We start from the raw sequence: 19,970 nt of genomic DNA, 5'->3' as shown, positions 1-19,970 counted from the left end.
CCCCGCGACAGCGTTTCACGGCGTGCGGTAAAGACAACTGTTTGCCTGGAAACACCTGTTCAGCAAAACGTTGGTTGCCAGGCGCCGAATAAAGACATGGCCCGGTCGTAACGTATTGAAAAGGCTGGGTATAAACAGCTGGCACAGTTGCTGCTATTTCCTCATCAGGCAGGTAGACACACCGTACTTGGCGACCACGCCGGGCGGCTTCCTTGCTCTATTTGGAGATAGGCAGATGAGTCAGAACGCAATTAAATTCGCTTACTGGGTACCTAACGTCAGCGGCGGTTTGATCGTCAGTAAAATCGAGCAGCGCACTGACTGGGGCATCGAGTACAACCGCAAGCTGGCGCAGATTGCCGAGCAGTCGGGCTTTGAGTACGGGCTCACGCAAATCCGTTTCACCGCCGGGTACGGCGCAGATAACCAGCATGAGTCCGTTGCGTTCAGCCATGCGCTGTTGGCGGCGACCGAGAAACTCAAGGTGATCGCCGCCATCCTCCCCGGGCCCTGGACGCCCGCCGTCGTTGCCAAGCAACTGGCGACGATCGATCAACTCACGGCCGGCCGTGTGGCGATCAACATTGTCAGTGGCTGGTTCAAGGGTGAATTCCAAGCCATTGGTGAGCCATGGCTCGAGCATGACGAGCGCTACCGTCGTTCGGAAGAGTTCATCCAGGCGTTGAAAGGCATCTGGACCACCGACAATTTCACCTTCAAAGGCGATTTCTATCGCTTCCACAATTACACGCTGCGTCCGAAACCGATTCAGCAACCCCATCCTGAAATCTTTCAGGGCGGCAGCTCCCGCGCCGCCCGCGACATGGCTGCGCGCGTGTCTGACTGGTACTTCACCAATGGCAACACGGTAGAAGGCATCAAGGCGCAGGTGGATGATATTCGCGCGAAGGCAGCGGCCAACGGGCATTCAGTCAAGATCGGCGTGAACGCTTTCATCATCGCTCGCGAAACCGAAGAGCAAGCGCGCGCGGTGCTTCAGGAAATCATCGATCAGGCTGATCCTGAAGCGGTGAATGCGTTCGGCGATGCGGCAAAACAGGCCGGCAAGGCCAGCCCTGAAGGCGAGGGCAATTGGGCCAAGTCCACGTTTGAAGACCTGGTCCAATACAACGACGGGTTTAAAACCAATCTGATTGGGACGCCGAAACAGATTGCCGAGCGCATTGTGGCGTTGAAAGCCGTGGGCGTGGACCTGGTGCTCTCTGCCTTTCTGCACTTTCAGGAGGAAGTGGCGTATTTTGGTGAACACGTACTGCCACTTGTACGGGAGCTGGAAGCGTCAGATCACACTGTTTCTGTGGCTCAAAGCGCTTGAGGTACGGTTCACAAACCACACAATCAGCGCAGCGGCGCTGATGCAGGCGCCCAGCAGGCTCACGGCAGACCATCCCCAGCGCGCATAAGCCTGGGTTGCAGCCACCGCGCCTGATGCGCTGCCTATCGAGTAGAAACACATGTACGCCCCGACCACTCGACTTTGAGCATCGGGGCGCGCCGCGAAGATCAGGTTCTGACTGGTGACATGGACTGCCTGGACGGCGAAGTCGAGCAGGATCACGCCGCAGACGAAGGCCAGCAGTGAAGTCTGCGCAAAGCTGATGGGTAACCAGGAAAACGTCAGCACGCCCAGCGCAACGCCGGTGACTCGTTGCCCCAGCCCCTGATCGGCCCATCGTCCTGCTCGTCTGGCGGCCAGCGCACCTGCCACTCCGGCCAGACCGAACAGGCCAATGACCGTGTGCGAAAGCGAGAGCGGCGGGGCGCTCAAGGGCAGCACCATCGCCGTCCACAACACAGAAAACGCCGCGAAGATGAGCAGCGCCAGCACCCCGCGTATCCTCAACGCAGGCTCACTGATCACCAGCTTGAAAACCGACCCGATCAGGTTCAGGTAGGTGCCTGAGCCGCGGGGCGATGGGGAGTCAGGCAAGCCTTGCCACAGCACTGCGCAGAGCGTGAGCATCAAGCCCGAGGACACGAAATACACCGCACGCCAGCCCGCCAGGTCCGCAACGAGGCCTGAGGCAAAACGCGCCATAAGAATCCCCAGCACAATGCCGCTGGTGACCGTGCCAACGATCTGCCCCCGTTGTGACGGCGCGGCAAGGACGGCGGCATAGGCAACCAGCACCTGAACCACCACGGCCATCAAACCCACGACGATCAAGGCCCCCAGTAGCGCCAGCCACGACGGCGCCGCGCCGACTGCTGCAAGCGCAATGGCCGATATGGCTGTCTGACCCAGCACCAGGCTTTTGCGGTTGACCCGATCACCCAATGGGACGATGAGCAGCAAACCCAGTGCATAACCGGCCTGAGTCGCCGTGACGACGCCGCCGATAAGTCCTGCGTCAACGGCCAGACTGTCGGCCATGGCGTCGAGCAGGGGCTGGGCGAAATAAACATTGGCAACCGCCAGCGCACAGGTGACCGATAACAAAAGCGTGAGCCACGGCGACAGCGCCGGTTCTTGGGGGATGACGTCCGGACTTCTATGCGGCCTGGATGGCGGTGGACAAGATGGGGACAGCCGTCCCAGTCTCGAGTCAGTACCCTCTGTCATAACCCGCTCCTTGCCGGTAGACTGGTTGCAATATGCAACCTGCTTGGATTCTGGCTTAATCCTGTTTTAGTTTGCAACCAGATTTTTCAGGTGTTGCGCAGGGCTCCACCTGACTCACGGCTCGGAAGGTTAAAAATGCTCGACCACGATTCCTCACACCGTCACGAGTGCCCGGTTGCCAGAGCATCGGAGGTCATCGGTGACCGATGGTCGTTGCTCATCGTCCGCGACGCGTTCGACGATATTCGTCGATTCAGCGAGTTTCAAAAGAGCCTGGGCGTGGCCAAGAATATTCTGGCTGCGCGCTTGAAGGCGTTGGTCGAGGTCGGGGTGTTTGAGATTTGCCCGGCGTCCGATGGCAGCGCCTACAAGGAATACGTCCTCACCGAAAAAGGACGTGAACTATTTCCGATCGTGGTCAGCCTGCGTCAGTGGGGCGAACGTTTTCAGTTTGCACCCCATGAAACCCGCTCAGTGCTGATGGACAACGCAACCGGTCAGCCGGTGATGAGGATGGCGGTTCAATCTGCGAGTGGCGAGACGCTTGGGCCAGCGGATTGCCATCGCATCAGAGTCACGCCTGACGATGTTTGAATCTTGAAAACAGCGCGTGGCACCATCAGCTGGGCTGAATCGCTGACAGAAACCGCCCGAATCAGGCGGTTTTTCACTGCTCCCACGGCTTGACCGTCAAAGCGGCCCATTCGTATGTTGCCCATCCACCAGCCGCTGAATCCCCAACGGGTTAGCGTCTTGCAGCGCAGGGGGCAGCAAAGCATCGGGGTAATTCTGGAAGCACACCGGGCGCAGGAAGCGGTCAATGGCCAATGTCCCCACCGACGTCCCGCGTGCGTCCGACGTCGCCGGGTACGGGCCGCCATGCACCATGGTCTCGGTGACTTCCACGCCCGTCGGATAGCCATTCAACAGAATCCGGCCGACTTTTTCCTGTAAAAACTCGGTCAGCCAGCGGTATTCCAGCAGCTCATCGGCTTCGCCGAGGACGGTGGCCGTCAACTGCCCGCGCAGGCCATTGAGTGCTGCGGCCAGTTGCGCCTGGTCGGCAACTTCAATAACGATCGTGGCCGGCCCGAATACCTCTTCCTGGAGCAGTTCGTCACCCTTGAGCAGCAAGCTGACGTCGGCTTTGAACAACTGCGGTTGGGCTTGTGTACCCTGTTGCGGACGTCCCGCCAGATGCTTCACGCCCGGGTGCGCGAGCAAGTGTTGCAGCCCCTTGCTGTAGCTGGCGAGGGCGCCGACGTTGAGCATGGTCTGCGCCGGTTGATCGTTCATCTGTGCAGTGAAGCGCTCCAGGAACGCCGTGAAATCGGCCGACTGCACGCCGATGATCAGCCCGGGGTTGGTGCAAAACTGCCCGCAACCCAGGGTCACCGAGGCAGCGAGCTCGTTGGCGAGGGTGTCGCCACGCACCTTAAGGGCCTGGGGGAGAATGATCACCGGGTTGATGCTCGACATCTCGGCGAACACCGGAATCGGCTGGGGACGCTCCGCCGCCATCTTGCACAAGGCGTTGCCGCCTTTGAGAGAACCGGTGAACCCCACGGCCTGAATCGCTGGATGCTTGACCAGCCACTCGCCGACGCCCCCGCCATAGATCATGTTGAACACACCGTCGGGCATACCGGTGCGCGCCGCGGCACGCATGATCGCGTCCGCCACCCATTCGGCGGTTGCCATGTGGCCGCTGTGGGCTTTGAACACCACCGGGCAGCCCGCCGCCAAGGCAGAGGCGGTATCGCCACCGGCAGTGGAAAACGCCAGCGGGAAGTTGCTGGCGCCGAACACGGCCACCGGACCCAGCGCGATTCGGAACTGACGCAAATCGGGGCGGGGCAGGGGTTTACGATCCGGCAAGGCGCGATCAATGCGTGCCCCGTAAAAGTCACCGCGCCGCAGCACGTTGGCGAACAGGCGCATTTGCCCGCTGGTGCGACCACGCTCGCCCTGGATACGCCCGGCAGGCAACGCCGTCTCACGGCAGACAGTGCTGACAAAATCGTCGCCCAAGGCATCCAGCTCGTCGGCGATGGTGTCGAGAAATTCGGCGCGGCACGAGGCGGGCAGATTGCGGTAAATCGGGTAGGCACTAGCGGCCGCCTTGGCAGCCGCGTCGACTTCGTCTTGCGTCGCCTGGATGAAATGACCTGGGAGGGCCTCGTCTGTGGTCGCATCGAAGCTTTGCAACTGCACACTGCCGGCGCCGAGTCGCTGTCCGCCGATGTAGTTCAGACCGAGAATCTGAGTCATGTCAGGGCTCCTGATTGATTGAGTAAATGTCGGGACTCCCGCTGAGCCAAGCGGCTCCCCATCGTGCCGGACGACGGAAGCCGGAGTGCTGGAGTGAATGAAAGGTCTTACGTGATCGCCCCGATCTGCCACGGCACGAACTCGTTCTGGCCGTAGCCATGCTGTTCGCTTTTGCTTTTGTCACCCGAGGCGATGCGCAGCATCATGCGGAAGATGTAGTCACCGCGTTCCTCGATGGTCATGGTGCCGTCGGCAATCCCGCCGCAGTTGACGTCCATGTCTTCTTCCTGCGTTTCCCACAGACGGGTGTTGGTGGCGAGCTTGATGGACGGCGAGGGCGCACAGCCATACGCCGAACCGCGCCCCGTGGTGAAGGCAATCAGGTTGGCCCCGCCCGCGACTTGGCCGGTGGCAGAGATCGGGTCGTAGCCGGGGGTGTCCATGAACACCAGGCCGTGTGCCCTGACGGTTTCAGCGTATTCGTAGACATCCACCAGATCGGTGGAGCCTGCCTTGGCGACGGCACCCAGAGATTTCTCCAGAATAGTGGTCAAGCCTCCGGCCTTGTTGCCCGCGGAAGGATTGTTGTTGAGCTCGGCATCCATACGCTTGCAATAGGCTTCCCACCAGTGGATACGGGCGATGAGTTTCTCACCGACGTTCTGGCTGACGGCGCGGCGGGTCAGCAAGTGCTCGGCGCCGTAGACCTCCGGCGTTTCCGACAGAATCGCGGTGCCGCCGGCCGCCACCAGACGATCGACTGCATTGCCCAATGCAGGGTTGGCCGTGATGCCCGAATAACCGTCGGATCCACCGCATTGCAGGCCGATGATCAGGTGTTTGGCGCTGACGGGTTCGCGTTTGACGTGGTTTGCCTCTGCCAGCAGGGACTTGACTTGCGCGATGCCGCTGGCAATGGTTTTCGACGTGCCGCCCGTGCCCTGAATGGTGAAGGTGCGCAGCGAATGGCTGCTGGTCAGGCCCTGGGCCGCCAGCAGATCGGGGATCTGATTGGTCTCGCAACCCAGGCCGATCATCAGGACCGAGGCAAAGTTCGGGTGAACGGCATAGCCGCCCAGGGTCCTGCGCAACATGGCCAGCGCCTCGCCACCCGGATCGACCGCGCAGCCCACGCCGTGGGTGAGGGCAACGACACCGTCGACGTTGGGGTATTCAATCAGCGCCTCAGGGTGAATGTCGCGGCGAAAATAGTCGGCAATCGCCCGCGCCACCGTGGCCGAACAATTGACCGACGTCAGAATGCCGATGTAATTGCGAGTGGCCACACGGCCATCGGCGCGCACGATGCCCATGAACGTCTCTGCGGTGGGGGCAGGACTGCCTTTGGCGTCCACACCGAACGCGTAGTCCCGAGAGAAATCCCCCATGGCAACGTTGTGGACATGCACGTGCTGCCCCGCTTCGATGGAATGGCTGGCGAAGCCGATGGTCTGACCGTAGCGGCGCACGGGCTGGCCCACGTCGATATGACGCGCCGCGACTTTGTGACCGGAAGGCACAGGCTCAAGCACCTCGATACCTTCGGCTTTAAGCACCAGACCTTTGACCAGCGGTTGTCGCGCGATCAGCACATCGTCCAGCGCGTTGAGTCTGATCACGGCATTGGCAGCGGTTTCGCTGCCTGTTGTTGTTATGAGCTGCATGACGATTGCCTCGGTTATTCAGTGAGCGCAATGGGAATGGGGAGAGCAGGGCAGGTCAGGCCAATCCACGCTCGCGGTAATCAATCAGGCTGGAGAACAGCATCAAACCGGACGCCATGACGACGAAGAAAATCAGCGCCAGGAAGTACGAGCCGGTGTACTGCACGATCAGGCCAATCAGGATGGGCACAATCACACCGACCATGTTGCCGCAGAAGTTCATGCTGCCGCCCAACACACCGGCTTTGGACTGGCCGCCGAGGATCGCGGGCAGGCACCAGTACATGCCGCACCAGCGAATGAAAAACAGCGCCACACACAGCAGCGAGATAACAACGACGGCGTTACGGGTATAAGCCACAGCGAGAATGCAAATGGCGGCAATGGCCGCGGAGCCTGCGAACATGCTGCGCATGACGGTGTTGGGTTGGCCGCCGGCGGCTTTCCATTTGTCGGCCACCCAGCCGCCAAACAATTCGCCGATGAACCCGCACATGAAGATCAGAAAGGTCGCGCCGCCCATGGCCTTGATGTCCAGGTTATGGGCCTGGTGCAAGTAGCTCGGCATCCAGGTCAGCAGGCCGTAAAACACACTGTTGTAGCAAGCAAAGCCCGCGAACATCGCCAGCACGGAACGGCTCTTGAGCAATTCCTTGAGGATCGCCTTGCGCCCGCCCGTGGCTTTTCTGGCGGCCTCATTGGCGTCAGTGATGTACGCCAGCTCTGCCGCATTGACCTTGGGGTGTTCACTGGGGTGGTTTCTGATGTACCACCACGCCCAGACGCCTACGACCATGGTGCCCACGCCGGCGATGACGAAGGCGATCCGCCAGGAGTCAAACCAGGTGATCAGTCCCGCAATGAGGATGGCCCCCAGTGCAGTGCCCAGGGGTGCGCCGCCGTCGACGAGGGTCGCGCCGCGACCGCGCTCATTGGGCGTCAGCCAGGCACCGTTGAGCTTGGCCCCGGCCGGCATGATCGGCGACTCTGCGACGCCCAGCCCGATGCGCGTGATCAGCAGGGTGATCCAGTTGTGCGCGCCGCCCGCCAGCGCCTGAAACAGGCCCCAACCAATGGTGGCAATGCCGACGATATTGCGGGTCTGAAAACGGTCGAGCAGCATGCCGCCAGGAATCTGCATGAGCGCATACGACCAGAAGAACGCGCTGAGCATCAAACCTTCCAGCGCCGGCGTCATGTTGAAGTCAGCCGAGATCAGCGGCAGCGCAACGGACAAGGAAGCCCGGTCGATGTAGTTGATGGCGGAGAGCAGCAGCAGGAGCAGGAAGATCCTCCACCGCACCGTGGTGGGGCGGGCGCTCGCGGCACTCGTGGAAGCAGCAGGCGTGACGACCTGTACATTGCCAGTGGTCATGTTCATCTCACTCTTATGTTTATTATGAAATGCATCCGTTGCTAAGGGCCCGGTGCAGGGCCTCACCCGTCAGAGCGATCTTGTTTCTCCAACATTGAACGCTGAGTCGACGACTTCGAAGGAGTTGCACAGGGGTTTTCCGAACTCCTCCATGCTGATCTCGAACCGATCACCCGGCTGAGTTTTGACGTTGTCTGCAACCGAAAGGGTGGCCGTGCCGAAGAAGTGCACATGCACATCGCCCGGGCGCAGGAACTGGGTGTACTTGAAGTGGTGATACTCCAGGTTCTCCAGGCTGTGGCACATGTTGTCCTCGCCGCTGAGAAACTCTTTCTCCCATAACAGGTTGCCGTTGCGCCAGATCCGGCTGGTGCCCGCCAGGTGCCGTGGCAATTCACCGACGCGCAGCTCTGGCCCGTAGGCGCAGTTGCGTAGCTTGGAGTGGGCCAGATACAGGTAATTGCGCCGTTCCATGACATGGTCGGAGAACTCGTTGCCCAAGGCGAAGCCCAGGCGGTACGGCGTGCCGTCATGGCCGATGACGTAGAGGCCGGTCAGCTCGGGTTCTTCGCCCGCATCTTCAGCGAAGCTCGGCGACTGGAACGCCTGGTTCGGGCGTACCACAATCGAGCCGTCGCCCTTGTAGAACCACTCTGGCTGAGCGCCCACGGTGCCGGCCGCCGGACGGCCGCCGTCGATCCCCCACTGGAACATCCGCGCGGTGTCCGTCAGCGCACCCTGACTGTCGACGTTTTTCTGGTGCATCTTGTCGCGGGTCGAAGCACTTCCCAGGTGAGTCAGGCCGGTGCCGCTGATCAGGCAGTGAGCGGGGTCTTCATGGTCCAGTGGCGGCAGGACGCGGCCGGTGTCCAGCAGATGGGTATAACTGTCGGCACTCAGTACCGTGCCCACGCTCCGTACTTCCTGCTGCAGGCTGTGGCCATTGGCAATGGCGGCGAGGGCCAGGGTGCGGGTGCTGGCTGTGCCGTTGACCACCTGAATCGAGTCGCCCTCGACCACGCCGACACGGCGCTGACCCGTGGCATCTTCAAACTGGATTAAACGCATGGTGAGGCCTCGACGTGTTGTTATCGTTGAGGTCACTTTAAATTTCCAGCCTGCTGCTGCCTAATGAGAGTTACGACCCAAGCGATAACCTTTAGGTATACCCATGCTGCCGTCCCTCTCATCCATGGTGTCTCGTCTGCGACTCAAGCAGCTGCGGCTATTGATAGCGCTCGACGAGCATGGCTCGGTGCGCAAGGCATCCGAGATCATGGCGCTGTCGCAACCGGGCGCCACCAAGGCATTGCAGGAAATCGAGACTGTCTTCGGTTCAAGCCTTTTCGAGCGCACCAGCAAGGGTCTGGAGGCCAACGATCTTGGCCGCTGCGTGATTCGTTATGCCCGCCTGATTCACACCGACCTTGAGCACCTTCGCGAAGAAATGGTCGGCATCCTCAAAGGCCAAGGCGGGCGCCTGGCCATCGGCACCATCATGGGCGCCGTGCCGACGCTGGTGGACAGCCTGGCGCGACTGCGCGACAAACAGCCGGAGTTGTCGATCTCCATCGTCGAAGACACCAGTTCGCGGTTGTTGAGCTTGCTGGATCAGGGAAGGGTGGATGTCGCGATCTGCCGAACCAGCGTGAGCCCACGTCCGGGCGCTTATCAAACCCGCTTCCGGGCACAGGAACCGCTGGTGGTGGTGGCCAATCCTGCGCATCGCCTGGCCCATGCGCCGACGCTGCAACTGGACGACTTGATGGACAGCCGCTGGGTGGTGTTCCCGGTCAACATGCCCATGCGCTTGACGCTGGAGCGCGAGTTTCGCCAGGTGGGGTTGAGCTTTCCGCTTTATGCGATCGAAACCTCGTCGACGTTTACGACGTTGTCGTTGTTGCTGAAGGATCCGAATCTGGTGGCGGTGATGCCGAACGACGTCGCGCAGATGGCGCTGGACCACGGCATGTTGGTCAAACTGCCGCTGACGATTCAGTCCACCAGCGAGCCTTATGAAATCGTGACTCGATCGAATGTGGAGTACACGGCGTCGATGGTGTTGCTGATTGAGGAGATGACGGGGGTGGGTTTGGATTCAACAAGGGATGAGTAGGCTTGCCATCCATAAAGCATCAGCCTGGAAGGATGGCGTTTGGTCGGTCGCAACAGCTTGCAAGCTGAGCGGTGTCATCTGTGCGGTACAGGGTAGGCCTAAAGCCGGCGCTGCATCAGCGAATGCTCTTTGCCCCAAGCTTGAAATGACTCTAGATACTCCCATCCTCGCTTTGCGTAATAGTCACGTCGGTCATGTGTGTGCAAATAAAGTTTCTGATGTCCGACTTCTTTCGCGTTAGAGCAGACCTCTGTAATGAGTTGTTCGGCCAAGCCACGCTGCCTTGCCGCCGGTGCAACAAGGACACACGCAAGCCACGGCCCGAGTTCTGGGTAATCAGGCGAATCGTGCTTGGCCAGGGCGGCCCCTCCGAGGAGCTGACCATTTTCCAGAGCGATCACAGTTCGCCAGTTCCCGTCATTCTGGCCATCTTTGAATTCTCGCCGCCAATCATGGAGCGCCTGTGCAGCGAACTCATACGCGAACTGTTCATGCAGCCACAATGCGAATGTGTCGCTATAGTCCATGTGATCGCACAGCAAGGCCGTCTGGAACATGTGATTAATCCTCGAGAAGAGCAGGTTGTTAGTGTCTGCAGGTGAGGTCGTAGAAACCAAGCGGGGCAACCATAAGCGTTTGAAAGCCGGGAATCGCGCTGACGTGATCAGTGGAGGCTTGGAGACGCTTTTCAGGGCAGGACCTACCAAGCCTGCGTGTTTACCACTCAGCCCGCGAACTTGTAATCACCGCCTTTTTTGATCGCATTGATATAGGCCGGCCGCGCCTGGAACCGGTCGATCCAGGCGGCTAGGCCAGGGTAGTCGTTCAGCATGCCTTGGGATTTTGCAAACTCGCCAATAAAGCTCATTTGGATATCCGCGCCGCTGATTTCTTCACCCAACAAATACGGGGTAAGTTTCAACGCGGTCTCCAGATAACCTAGATAGTTAGCCAGTTCAGATTCAATTCGCGGCTGCAGCGGCTTGCCAGCGTCCCCAAGACGCCCGATATAAAGGCTGAGCATCAGCGGCAGCATGGCCGACCCTTCTGCGAAATGCAGCCATTGCACGTATTCGTCGTAGGTCGCGGTGGCCGGGTCAGGCTGCAAGCGGCCATCGCCGTGTCGGCGGATCAGATAATCGACGATAGCACCGGACTCGATCAGCACATGAGGTCCGTCCTGAATAACCGGTGACTTGCCCAGCGGGTTTATCGCTTTCAGTTCAGGGGGCGCCAGGTTGGTCTTGGCGTCTCTTTGGTAGTGCTTGATCTCGTAGGGCAGGGCGAGCTCTTCGAGTAGCCAGAGGATGCGCTGCGAGCGGGAATTATTGAGATGGTGAACGATGATCATGAAGTTCCCTATGAGGGGTAAAGGTGTGTAGGGACAGACTGTCGTGGCCCACTGAGGTTCTAAATGGTTGCGAAATCAGCAGTCAGTAGCACCGTCCCGAAGGCGGCGCCTCGATCATGATGCAAAACCTAATTCGCGAGGAATCCATCGGCTCATCCTCGCTGAACTAATCACTGCGCCCGTCCCCTAATTCTGCGCACGTTGCCCAATCCCAGGCTGATCCTGGGTCACTCACACACGAAGGTTTGGTGAATCATGAAGAGCGAACAGGTAGAAGGCGTTGTAGAGCAGGTTGCCGGCAAAGCACAGAGCGCAGTTGGGAAACTGTTTGGTGATTCGAAGCTGGAGGCGGAGGGTACCGGTCGCCAGGCTTCTGGTCAGTTGACCCAGGCCTACGGCGATGCCATGGAGAGCGTATCTGCGTTTGTTAAAGAAAAACCAGTCGCTGCAGTTGCCATTGGTGGAATTGCGTTGCTGATTCTGGACCGTCTCTTTCGCCGCTGATTGAGCAGAAAGGGAAGCTCCGATAGGGGCGTCCACGTTTGTTTACGTACAGCTCACCAGCTGGATCGATTCACAGGAATTTGATCAGTGGAAAGCAACCCTGAGAAAAGCAGGCATAGATGGGGCCAATAATAATCTGCCCATGACTAGGGCAGGTTATCTGCTGCTACGCTTTAATTCGACAGCATTCACGTTGCACAAAGACACCACCGTACGAGGTATCATTTTGGGCCGCGACAGATCCTCTGCACTGCAACCTTTGTACATTGCAGAGGCTGTCTGGGAGCTTAATCGTCGTAGCTAATGAAGCAGTACTCAAAGCTTCTTGAGTACACAACTACGTGTTCAACAAGCCCTCACACCCTATTCTATGCAGCCTGGAGATTTCAAATCGGTACCAATGGTCACAGCGGTAACAGGAACGCCTGCAAAGGCATTCTTCGCCCCAGCTGAGAACTGGGGGTCACAGTTAAAGGTCATATCTGTAACGAAATCCTCCCCTTTGGCTTTTACGATCTAGGCCTTCCATGCATCCGCAGCCGAGATCGCTTCATCTGAAGACAGAGTGACCTCCAGCAGGACCTGCATGTAGTTCACCGCATGGGGGCCTTCCCAAAGGGCGTAGACGGACGGATCGAAGGCGTTGCCACACATGGTGAGGCAGTCAGCGGAGTAGGCGAAGCCACCACCGGAGGACTCTCCAAACGCTCCGAAGGTAAGCGGCTTGCCTGGGGCCGGCGCGTAGCTGTCTACGAATTTCGTAAGATCTGCAGGGCATTTAGGCCCACTTTCGAGCCTAAGCCTGGTGACATTGCCACCCTCGATCGTCGCCGTAACGTTGCAGCCCTGGACCTTGAATTTGTGATCGTTCCCATTTGACGCACGAGGAATGCCGGCTATCGATTCAAAGTACCGTTGATTGGTGCCCAGCATATCGCCCGTAAACACTTCCGCTAGCGTCGCCGCCTGTGCTGTGCCGAGGGACGCCAGGACTGTTGCAATACCGAGACTGCTTGCTTTCAGCATGAGATGATTCCATTCACTACTGCGTTGATTGGTTCGCTTCACCTAATGGTGGGCGAAGAACGATTGTAATGGACTGGAGGTCAGCAAGGTCTGCTTTCTCCTTCGTTGAAGCTGAGGTGGACCGCCAAGTTGTGTCGCCCTCTCTCAAGTGCCCAATTCCTAGCGGCAGCTATATACCCATAGCTTACGCTCAGCGGTATGGCAGGAGGACTTACGGCGCCCGCGCCGCGTCACGCATGTCTAGATTCATACTGCTTAAGCAGATTGATAATCTCCTTGCAACACGCCACTTTCCCGCGAAGCTCTATCCTTTGAAGGAGCAGCCAAACCAGACCACAGAAGGCGACACTCGCAACGACCAGTTTCAGCCAAGGCGAGAGAGTCAAGCTGAAGAAGGCCAGCATCACCACAATCAGGGAGGCAAAGGTGGTAAAGGCATCGGCTTGATCACTGATGTATTCGCTGCGGTTACTCAGCGTCAGGCTTGCAAGGGAGAGGGAGTGTTTCGCTAATTCTCTTTTCTTCAATTCTGATAGAGCAGCGATGCTGAAATCAACCTCTTGGGACATGACCGATTCACAGTCCCAGTCGGCAAACGGCATCAATTTCCTTTTTAGCCAAGTGCTGCGGTCGATATAGACACGCTGGCAAAACTCAGCTCGGGCAGTGATGTACCACTTAACATAGCTATGCAGTGAAGATTCCATGAGGTCTGATAACTCCATTGAGGATGGGAACGATTGATTGCGCGGTTCGACCTGTTAACAGACCCGCTAACAAGGATGGAAGGCTAGTAATTGAGCACAGGGTAAAAAAGGAGCATGTCAAAGCGGGCTCGCGTTTCGCCTAGGCAAGAATTTTTCACGTACTAATCAGGTTCGCACAAGATTATTAAACCTTCATTTGGCAGCTCGAGCTGGTGGCTGCGGAATGCTTGTCCGGCGCTACCAGGTTGTTTGGAAGTAGGGATGCGTAGCGGGAAGGAGCAACCCAGGGCGAAGAGTTGGAGTATCAGCAAGTGATTCGACATTCAGACACACAATTTAACTTATGGGCGATGTCTTATGTCCATAAGAAGCTTACGGGCCTTGAAATTGCTCACTCAGCATCAGCACCCTAGAAATTAAGTCGATTGTTCATCGATTCATGTCCCTAGAACCAGTTTCCCAACCCGTTTAGCCTCGCTGCCCCAACCTCTGACGATCCCGATATTCCGCAGCATTGATCGCTGAGGGCACTTCGGAGAAAGGTTTGCACCCGAACGGTATAATTCCCCTATTAAGAGCCGTGCTTAAGGGGGTAGGGCTTCCGGGCGGGCGATCGCCAGCGGGTGAACTGGGTTCAGGAGTAGGGATTGAACAACGCGCCAAAGACATCAGTTTAGCCGCTTGGAAGTTCAATCCCCTCTGCGGGGTGTCGCGGAACTCCCCCAAATCTCTGGTCAACAAGAATCACTCAACGATACCTGAAATTCAGCAAAACATAACTGATCATGGTTAACGTTAGACCGATCAATATGTATTCGACACGAGGCAGCCATATAAATGAGCCACCTAAAGAAAATACGATCAACGTGTTTTGAAGTATGTATTTCCTGATCTTAGGTACGGCTATGAAGTAGCCATATTGCTTGCCTACGAAAAATAAGACCATGCCGATGACTGACATAATTTGAAAATCGTGTATCGCAATGTCGTTCAAGATCGCATGTCTGATCAAGTTAGCGAGTAGGGCCAGCCCTAAAAACAGGAAAAGGTGCGAGTAGATCAAGGAATGCCCACTCATGCTGCTTTCATTTCTGCTCAGCAGGTAAAAGCTATCAAAATAGATCCACCATATACTACATGTCATGACAAATCCGGTAATTGCCGCCATTACATTATAAGGATTCCATTGAATGTCAGATAACCCTCCAGCAAGGCTGATCACTGACTCGCCCAATAAGATAAGGGTAAGCAAGCCTAGTCGTTCAACCAAATGGTCTGTATGCGCTGGCAGGGGTTTTAGTTTGCTCCAGGGGAAAACAGGAAGCAGAATATCAAGAAAAATTCCAATGTAAGCTACAATGTATCGAATCGGAGGGTCAAAAATAAGGGATGAAAGACTGATCGCTGAGCTTACCAAAAGGGCGAAGCCAAGCCTGGAGGCGTATTCGCTACGGCCGTCGACCGTATTGATGGTCGAGATGTACATGATGCTGATGATGGCACGTATACCCACATAGCAGACGATAACAAGCGGGTAGTATACTTCCAGTTCTTCCCCAATCCGTGCGGACAGCACAATGAGCAACAGCATTATAAATAATGTTGACAGACGGTGAAGATTACTGTCCGTGTCAAACCTGTTGGAGTAAATAGTGTGGCTTGACCAGATCCACCATAATGGAACGAAAAGCAGTAAGAAACTCCATATCTGCTCAGGTTCAAAGTGGCCTTGATGTAGATGCCCGAGCGTATGAGTCACCTTGCCAATAGTCACGACAAAAATCAGGTCAAAAAACAACTCTAACCAGGTGGCGTGTCGATTTTGTTCATAATACTTTAAAGATTCCATTCGCTGCTGGCTCCGCGTGCATCTAGAAGAGTCCATTGCCTGAACCTTGATAGATGGGTGGTTAGGGCATGCTTAGCGGGATACAACGTGCCCGGCGGGATCACTCAATCCACTATCAGTGGATTCACAAAAGAAACGGGCCCTAATCTCAGCCTGAGCCTGAGTGTTTTAAGCAGCCAGACGTTCAAGTTTCGCGGGAAGAAGCATGAGGTAATCCTCCGTGTCTTCGCGGTATTGGATTGAGGGCCAAGTGTGTAGCAGAACGGTTGGATGCCTCTTGGCTCACCAGTGACTATAGTCGTGTTTGGCACCTACCGTAGCCGTAGAACGAATTTTCGGCATCCGAGACCACCAGCAGTTCGCGCACTTTTCTCGCTGCAGTTTTAGGCGACTTTTTTCAGTCGATGGTTTTTGCAGCTGTTTAGCTACCTAAGTCGAGGGTACTTCTGCATTCTGAAGGACAATCGCTGCCCGTTACGGCACCCAGAAATTGACCAGAGCCACGTCTCGAACGTGTGACGATCAGGTAAAAACCCTGGGCCAAGGTGAGGAAATTCGCGCACCTCTGCCTTGTTCATTCGATAGTGCGCTTCATGATGATCGTTCGGGCAGAGGGCGATCACATCGGCCGAATGGTCGTGGTCCGTTCACCGCCAAACGGCGTCAATCTGACACTGCTTTTTATGTCACCTCTGAGCCTTTCTTCAGCGGGGCGCCGCTGCCTACAGTGCGCGACCGACGCACTAGTGGACACTGATCGGCCGCCCATTATTTCTGGCTCTCTGTAGAGCGGACGACCTCGAGAGTCTTCAGGAACCACCATGAATACTCGTCCCGATTTTCACAGCAATACGTTCCCCGAGTCGCAACGTGACATTCTCGGCATGATCGCAAGCGACCAGCATCTGGACGAAATACTTTCCGCTATTTGCCAGATGCAAAACGCCCTGAGCCCCGATACGTTCTGTTCCATTCTCCTCACTGACGCCGAGGGTAAGCACTTGCTCAGCGGCGCAGCGCCCGGCCTGCCGGCCAAATACAGTGAGGCGATTCATGGAATGGCGATCGGTCCAATGGAAGGCACCTGCGGCACGGCAGCTTTCCGGCGCGAAATGGTGGTCACTGAAGACATCGCTCAAGATCCGAATTGGGAGCGTTTCCGCAGCCTGGCGCTTGGGCATAACTTGCATTCGTGCTGGTCGGTTCCTTTGCTCTCCCATGAAGGCAGCGTTTTGGGCACATTTGCCCTGTATCAGAATCGCACCCATACGCCAGACGAAGTACAGATTCAACAACTTGCGTGCGCGGCCCAACTGGCAGTCATCGCAATCCGCCATGAGCGTGACGGTCAGCGTCTGGAGGAGAGCGAGCAACGCTTTCGTTCACTGTTCACCTATAACCCCAACCCGGTGTTCGCGCTCGATCTGCTCGGCAACATCCAGAGTGTGAATCCCGCAGGCCTGAAGCTTAAGCCGCAGACTGCAACCCAGTTCATTGGCCATCACTTTTCCCGTCTGGTGCCTGAGGAAGACCTGATGCGGGTCAGTCGGCATTTTTCCGCAGCGCGCGCCGGAGCCCCTCAACGCTTCGAGGCACGGCTTCGAGACGAGAATGAAAAACTGTTGACCATGGACATTTCGAACCTGCCCATCATGGTCAACGGCGAGATCGTTGGTGTGTTTGGCATTGCCCGTGACATCAGCGATCAGAAGCATTTCGAGCGCCAGTTGAGTTTCAACGCCAGCCATGACCAACTGACCGGCTTGCTTAACCGTGTGTCGCTTGAAGACCAGCTTATTCTGGATTGTCACCTCAGTCGTCGGCGTAAGCGGCTGTTGGCGGTGATGTGCATAGATTTGGATGGTTTCAAATCCATCAATGATTCGATCGGCCACTACTTTGGCGATCAGGTGCTGGTCGAGGTAGCGCGACGCATGGCCGAGCAGGTTAGGCCCGGGGACACGATCGTGCGCATGGGCGGTGACGAATTCATCGTTCTGTTGCCGGACCTGCTGCGTGATGAAGACGTCGTGCCGGTGGCCGAGCGATTGATGGCCAGCATTGCCAGACCCTACTGCATCCAGGGCATCGACCTGCACGTAAGCGCAAGTGTCGGCATCACTCTGAGCGATGGTCACCTTGAGCAGCCGATGCAGTTGATCCAGCAGGCTGACATGGCTATGTACAAAGCCAAACAACAAGGGCGTAACAACTTTCAGTGGTACACCAGCGACCTGAATCAGCGAGTTTGCGAGCACGCCACGCTGCGCAATGACCTGCAAAAGGCTATTGAGACTCAGTCGTTACAGCTGCATTATCAACCGCAGATCGACGCACGCACCGGGCGTGTGGTCGGGATCGAAGCGTTGCTGCGCTGGGAGCATCCGGAAAAGGGATTTATCCCCCCAGCGGTGTTTGTACCGGTGGCCGAGGACAGCGGTCAGATCATCGCGCTTAGCCTTTGGGTGCTCGATACGGCCTGCGCTCAGTTGCGCCTGCTGGACGAGCAGGGCATCACGGGCATCTCGATGGCCGTCAATATCTCACCGATGCATTTTCAGCGTGGCCATTTCGTGCAGTATGTCCAGGCCACGCTGGACAAACATGGTCTGCGAGGTGAACAACTGGAGCTGGAGATCACCGAGTCGCTGCTGTTGCACAACGCTGAACAGGCGATCGAGACGTTGCACCGGCTCAAGGCATTGGGGGTGCGGATTGCACTCGATGACTTCGGCACCGGTTTTTCCAGCCTCAGCTACCTCAAGCGTTTGCCGATCGACAAAATCAAGATCGACCGTTCGTTCATCCGGGAAATCGCTACCGATCATCACGATGCAGCGATCACCCAGGGCATTATTTCCATGGCCCACCACCTCAGCCTCATTGTGGTCGCCGAAGGCGTTGAAACGGCGTCCCAAATGGAATTCCTGAAAGGCAGTCGCTGCGATATTTTTCAGGGTTATCACTTAGCCAGACCGATGCCGTTTGCCGCCCTCGAAGCGTTCCTGAGCCATCCAGAGTTTCATCGCTGACCGGCCGTTCGGTTGGTCAGCGTCTTGAACATCGGATGCTGAGGGAAAGGGCGCCGCTGTCGAGTAAATGGGCTGGGTGCAGCTAATGACGGGTGCGAGGCAGTCCGGCGTCTGCTTCTGGCCGTTTGCTCTGCCGGCGGAATGACTCGACGCTATCTCCCATCCCCACGACGCTGGAGCTTGCTGCCAAGTCGGCAAATATCCCGTTGGGCTTACTGGAAAGCATGGCGCATGATGACCTGGTCATAACAAGAGGACACACGTCATGGTCAACGTAGCGTTGTTCGTTCGTCTCGAAGCAAAACCCGGGAAAGAGAAAGAGGTTGAGAGCTTTTTAGTGAGTGGTCTTGCAATCGTGGCGGAGGAGCCAGCCACCACGGCCTGGTTCGCCATCCGCTTGGGACCTTCCACCTTTGGCATCTTTGACGCCTTCCCGGATGAAGCAGGCCGACAGGCTCATCTTTCGGGCAAGGTCGCCGCCGCGCTTATGGCAAAGGCTGCCGAGCTGTTTGCCGAACCGCCGTCAATCGAGAAGGTTGACGTCCTTGCGGCAAAGCTGCCCGGCTAGGCAAGCCCGACGAGGCATTCCAACCCGTCCCTGCCGCCGTTTGCCGCGTCAGGGACGCGGCTGAGTCTGGACGTTACCGCGGGTCTCTTTTCGCGGGGGAGGTGCCAACAGCGACTATAGTCATTGGTGCGTCAGATCAAATCAGCCGTTGTGCTGCCAACCTGGCCTCAACCCCGTTCCGCAAAAGCACGGCGGATCGCCTCGTGCTCGTTGATGCGGACCATAACCCTCGCAGCCGAAGACACTCAGGCTTGTATCGAGGCCTCTTCGCCACTCTGAATCCCTTGACGGTGGATGGAGTTATCCCGCCGGGCGAGTCGTATCCGGCTGAGCAGAACCCACCCCCATCTATCAGGGCTCAAGCAATGAACACTTCAGCATTGGATGATGCAAAAGAAACGACCGACGGCCCGGTTCAAGGACCACTTCCAGCCGGCACTGTCGCCCCCGATTTCTCCCTGTACGCCACCCCCGATCAGCGGCTGTCCCTGCACGAGCTAAAAGGAAGTCCCGTAATATTGGCGTTCTATCCCGCTGACTGGAGCTCGGTGTGTGGCGACCAACTGACCTTGTACAACCAGGTGCTCCCCACATTCAGAGAGTACGGCGCGACGCTGCTGGGTATTTCCGTGGACAGCGCCTGGTGTCATCAGGCCTTCGTCAAAGATCGTGGTTTTCACTTCAGCCTGCTTGCCGATTTCGAGCCCAAAGGAGCGGTGGCGCGACAGTATGGCGCGTACGAATCCCACCTTGGAGTTTGTAAGCGGGCGTTGTTCGTGATTGACAAGGAGGGGGTGGTCGTCTGGAGTTACGTTTCACCGATGGCAATCAATCCTGGAGCGGACGGCATTCTGGATGCGCTGGATGCTCTGGATGCTCTGGCGGATTCCCCACACAGCACGCCCTCCAAAAGCCAGTAGGTG

At 57.4% G+C, this 19,970-nt stretch carries 17 protein-coding genes; 7 read left to right on the top strand and 10 right to left on the bottom strand.

All coding sequences use genetic code 11. The features are described 5' to 3' along the window. The first annotated feature begins 235 nt into the window (after positions 1 to 235). Entirely contained in the window at positions 236 to 1,336 is a 1,101-nt protein-coding gene (gene sfnG / locus SLW75_RS04495) for a dimethylsulfone monooxygenase SfnG (protein WP_410933658.1), read from the top strand. Here sfnG and SLW75_RS04490 read toward each other — a convergent pair. Beyond that, complete coding sequence (locus SLW75_RS04490; protein WP_410933657.1) at positions 1,301 to 2,584, bottom strand: MFS transporter; 1,284 nt, start codon at positions 2,582 to 2,584, stop codon at positions 1,301 to 1,303. The two genes, sfnG and SLW75_RS04490, sit on opposite strands and share 36 nt — an antisense overlap. Positions 2,585 to 2,719: 135 nt before the next feature. On the opposite strand from SLW75_RS04490, the gene SLW75_RS04485 reads away from it, so the two are divergent. Further along, a complete protein-coding gene (locus tag SLW75_RS04485) occupies positions 2,720 to 3,178 on the top strand; it encodes a winged helix-turn-helix transcriptional regulator (RefSeq protein ID WP_410933656.1) in 459 nt (152 codons plus the stop codon). 96 nt (positions 3,179 to 3,274) lie between these two features. Here SLW75_RS04485 and SLW75_RS04480 read toward each other — a convergent pair whose 3' ends face one another. The 4 genes from SLW75_RS04480 to araD1 all read right to left on the bottom strand — a co-directional run bounded on the left by SLW75_RS04480 (position 3,275) and on the right by araD1 (position 8,962). Continuing rightward, positions 3,275 to 4,855 (bottom strand): aldehyde dehydrogenase (NADP(+)), encoded by a 1,581-nt coding sequence (locus tag SLW75_RS04480; RefSeq protein ID WP_410933655.1) that lies wholly within the window; start codon positions 4,853 to 4,855, stop codon positions 3,275 to 3,277. 107 nt (positions 4,856 to 4,962) lie between these two features. Then, positions 4,963 to 6,519 (bottom strand): UxaA family hydrolase, encoded by a 1,557-nt coding sequence (locus tag SLW75_RS04475; protein WP_410933654.1) that lies wholly within the window; start codon positions 6,517 to 6,519, stop codon positions 4,963 to 4,965. A 55-nt stretch (positions 6,520 to 6,574) separates the two neighbouring features. Next, positions 6,575 to 7,894 carry an MFS transporter gene (locus SLW75_RS04470; RefSeq protein ID WP_410933653.1) on the bottom strand — a complete coding sequence of 440 codons (1,320 nt, stop codon included), beginning with the start codon at positions 7,892 to 7,894 and terminating at the stop codon, positions 6,575 to 6,577. A 69-nt stretch (positions 7,895 to 7,963) separates the two neighbouring features. Beyond that, positions 7,964 to 8,962: an AraD1 family protein gene (gene araD1, locus SLW75_RS04465; protein ID WP_410933652.1), complete on the bottom strand. Its 999-nt coding sequence runs from the start codon at positions 8,960 to 8,962 to the stop codon at positions 7,964 to 7,966. A 103-nt stretch (positions 8,963 to 9,065) separates the two neighbouring features. On the opposite strand from araD1, the gene SLW75_RS04460 reads away from it, so the two are divergent. Next, positions 9,066 to 10,010, top strand: a complete 945-nt coding sequence (locus SLW75_RS04460) for a LysR family transcriptional regulator (protein ID WP_065991691.1) — start codon at positions 9,066 to 9,068, stop codon at positions 10,008 to 10,010. Between the two features lie 98 nt (positions 10,011 to 10,108). On the opposite strand, the gene SLW75_RS04455 is transcribed toward SLW75_RS04460, so the two are convergent. Both SLW75_RS04455 and SLW75_RS04450 read right to left on the bottom strand, forming a co-directional pair. Beyond that, the gene (locus tag SLW75_RS04455) at positions 10,109 to 10,567 is read right to left on the bottom strand and encodes a GNAT family N-acetyltransferase (protein ID WP_410933651.1); all 459 of its coding nucleotides are present in this window, start codon (positions 10,565 to 10,567) and stop codon (positions 10,109 to 10,111) included. A gap of 167 nt (positions 10,568 to 10,734) precedes the next feature. Next, entirely contained in the window at positions 10,735 to 11,361 is a 627-nt protein-coding gene (locus SLW75_RS04450; protein WP_410933650.1) for a glutathione S-transferase family protein, read from the bottom strand. A 255-nt stretch (positions 11,362 to 11,616) separates the two neighbouring features. On the opposite strand from SLW75_RS04450, the gene SLW75_RS04445 reads away from it, so the two are divergent. Beyond that, positions 11,617 to 11,865 (top strand): CsbD family protein, encoded by a 249-nt coding sequence (locus tag SLW75_RS04445; RefSeq protein ID WP_065991693.1) that lies wholly within the window; start codon positions 11,617 to 11,619, stop codon positions 11,863 to 11,865. Positions 11,866 to 12,381: 516 nt separating this feature from the next. On the opposite strand, the gene SLW75_RS04440 is transcribed toward SLW75_RS04445, so the two are convergent. The 3 genes from SLW75_RS04440 to SLW75_RS04430 form a co-directional block, all read right to left on the bottom strand. Beyond that, positions 12,382 to 12,891, bottom strand: coding sequence for a hypothetical protein (locus tag SLW75_RS04440; RefSeq protein WP_244160411.1), 510 nt, complete (start codon positions 12,889 to 12,891; stop codon positions 12,382 to 12,384). A 230-nt stretch (positions 12,892 to 13,121) separates the two neighbouring features. Then, the gene (locus tag SLW75_RS04435) at positions 13,122 to 13,598 is read right to left on the bottom strand and encodes a hypothetical protein (RefSeq protein ID WP_410933649.1); all 477 of its coding nucleotides are present in this window, start codon (positions 13,596 to 13,598) and stop codon (positions 13,122 to 13,124) included. A 748-nt stretch (positions 13,599 to 14,346) separates the two neighbouring features. After that, positions 14,347 to 15,447 carry a low temperature requirement protein A gene (locus SLW75_RS04430; protein ID WP_410933648.1) on the bottom strand — a complete coding sequence of 367 codons (1,101 nt, stop codon included), beginning with the start codon at positions 15,445 to 15,447 and terminating at the stop codon, positions 14,347 to 14,349. Positions 15,448 to 16,268: 821 nt separating this feature from the next. Between SLW75_RS04430 and SLW75_RS04425 the strand changes: the two genes are divergently transcribed. From SLW75_RS04425 to SLW75_RS04415, 3 genes are all read left to right on the top strand, one after another. Further along, a complete protein-coding gene (locus SLW75_RS04425) occupies positions 16,269 to 18,479 on the top strand; it encodes a putative bifunctional diguanylate cyclase/phosphodiesterase (protein ID WP_410933647.1) in 2,211 nt (736 codons plus the stop codon). 265 nt (positions 18,480 to 18,744) lie between these two features. After that, positions 18,745 to 19,047, top strand: coding sequence for a putative quinol monooxygenase (locus SLW75_RS04420; protein ID WP_062383845.1), 303 nt, complete (start codon positions 18,745 to 18,747; stop codon positions 19,045 to 19,047). A gap of 365 nt (positions 19,048 to 19,412) precedes the next feature. Continuing rightward, positions 19,413 to 19,967: a redoxin domain-containing protein gene (locus SLW75_RS04415; RefSeq protein WP_410933646.1), complete on the top strand. Its 555-nt coding sequence runs from the start codon at positions 19,413 to 19,415 to the stop codon at positions 19,965 to 19,967. Positions 19,968 to 19,970: the final 3 nt, after the last annotated feature.

The sequence above is a fragment of the Pseudomonas sp. W5-01 genome (assembly GCF_046540435.1).
Lineage (GTDB): Bacteria > Pseudomonadota > Gammaproteobacteria > Pseudomonadales > Pseudomonadaceae > Aquipseudomonas > Aquipseudomonas graminis_B.
The sequence above is the reverse complement of the archived record's forward strand: the minus strand, read 5'-3'. Positions and strand labels throughout refer to the sequence as shown.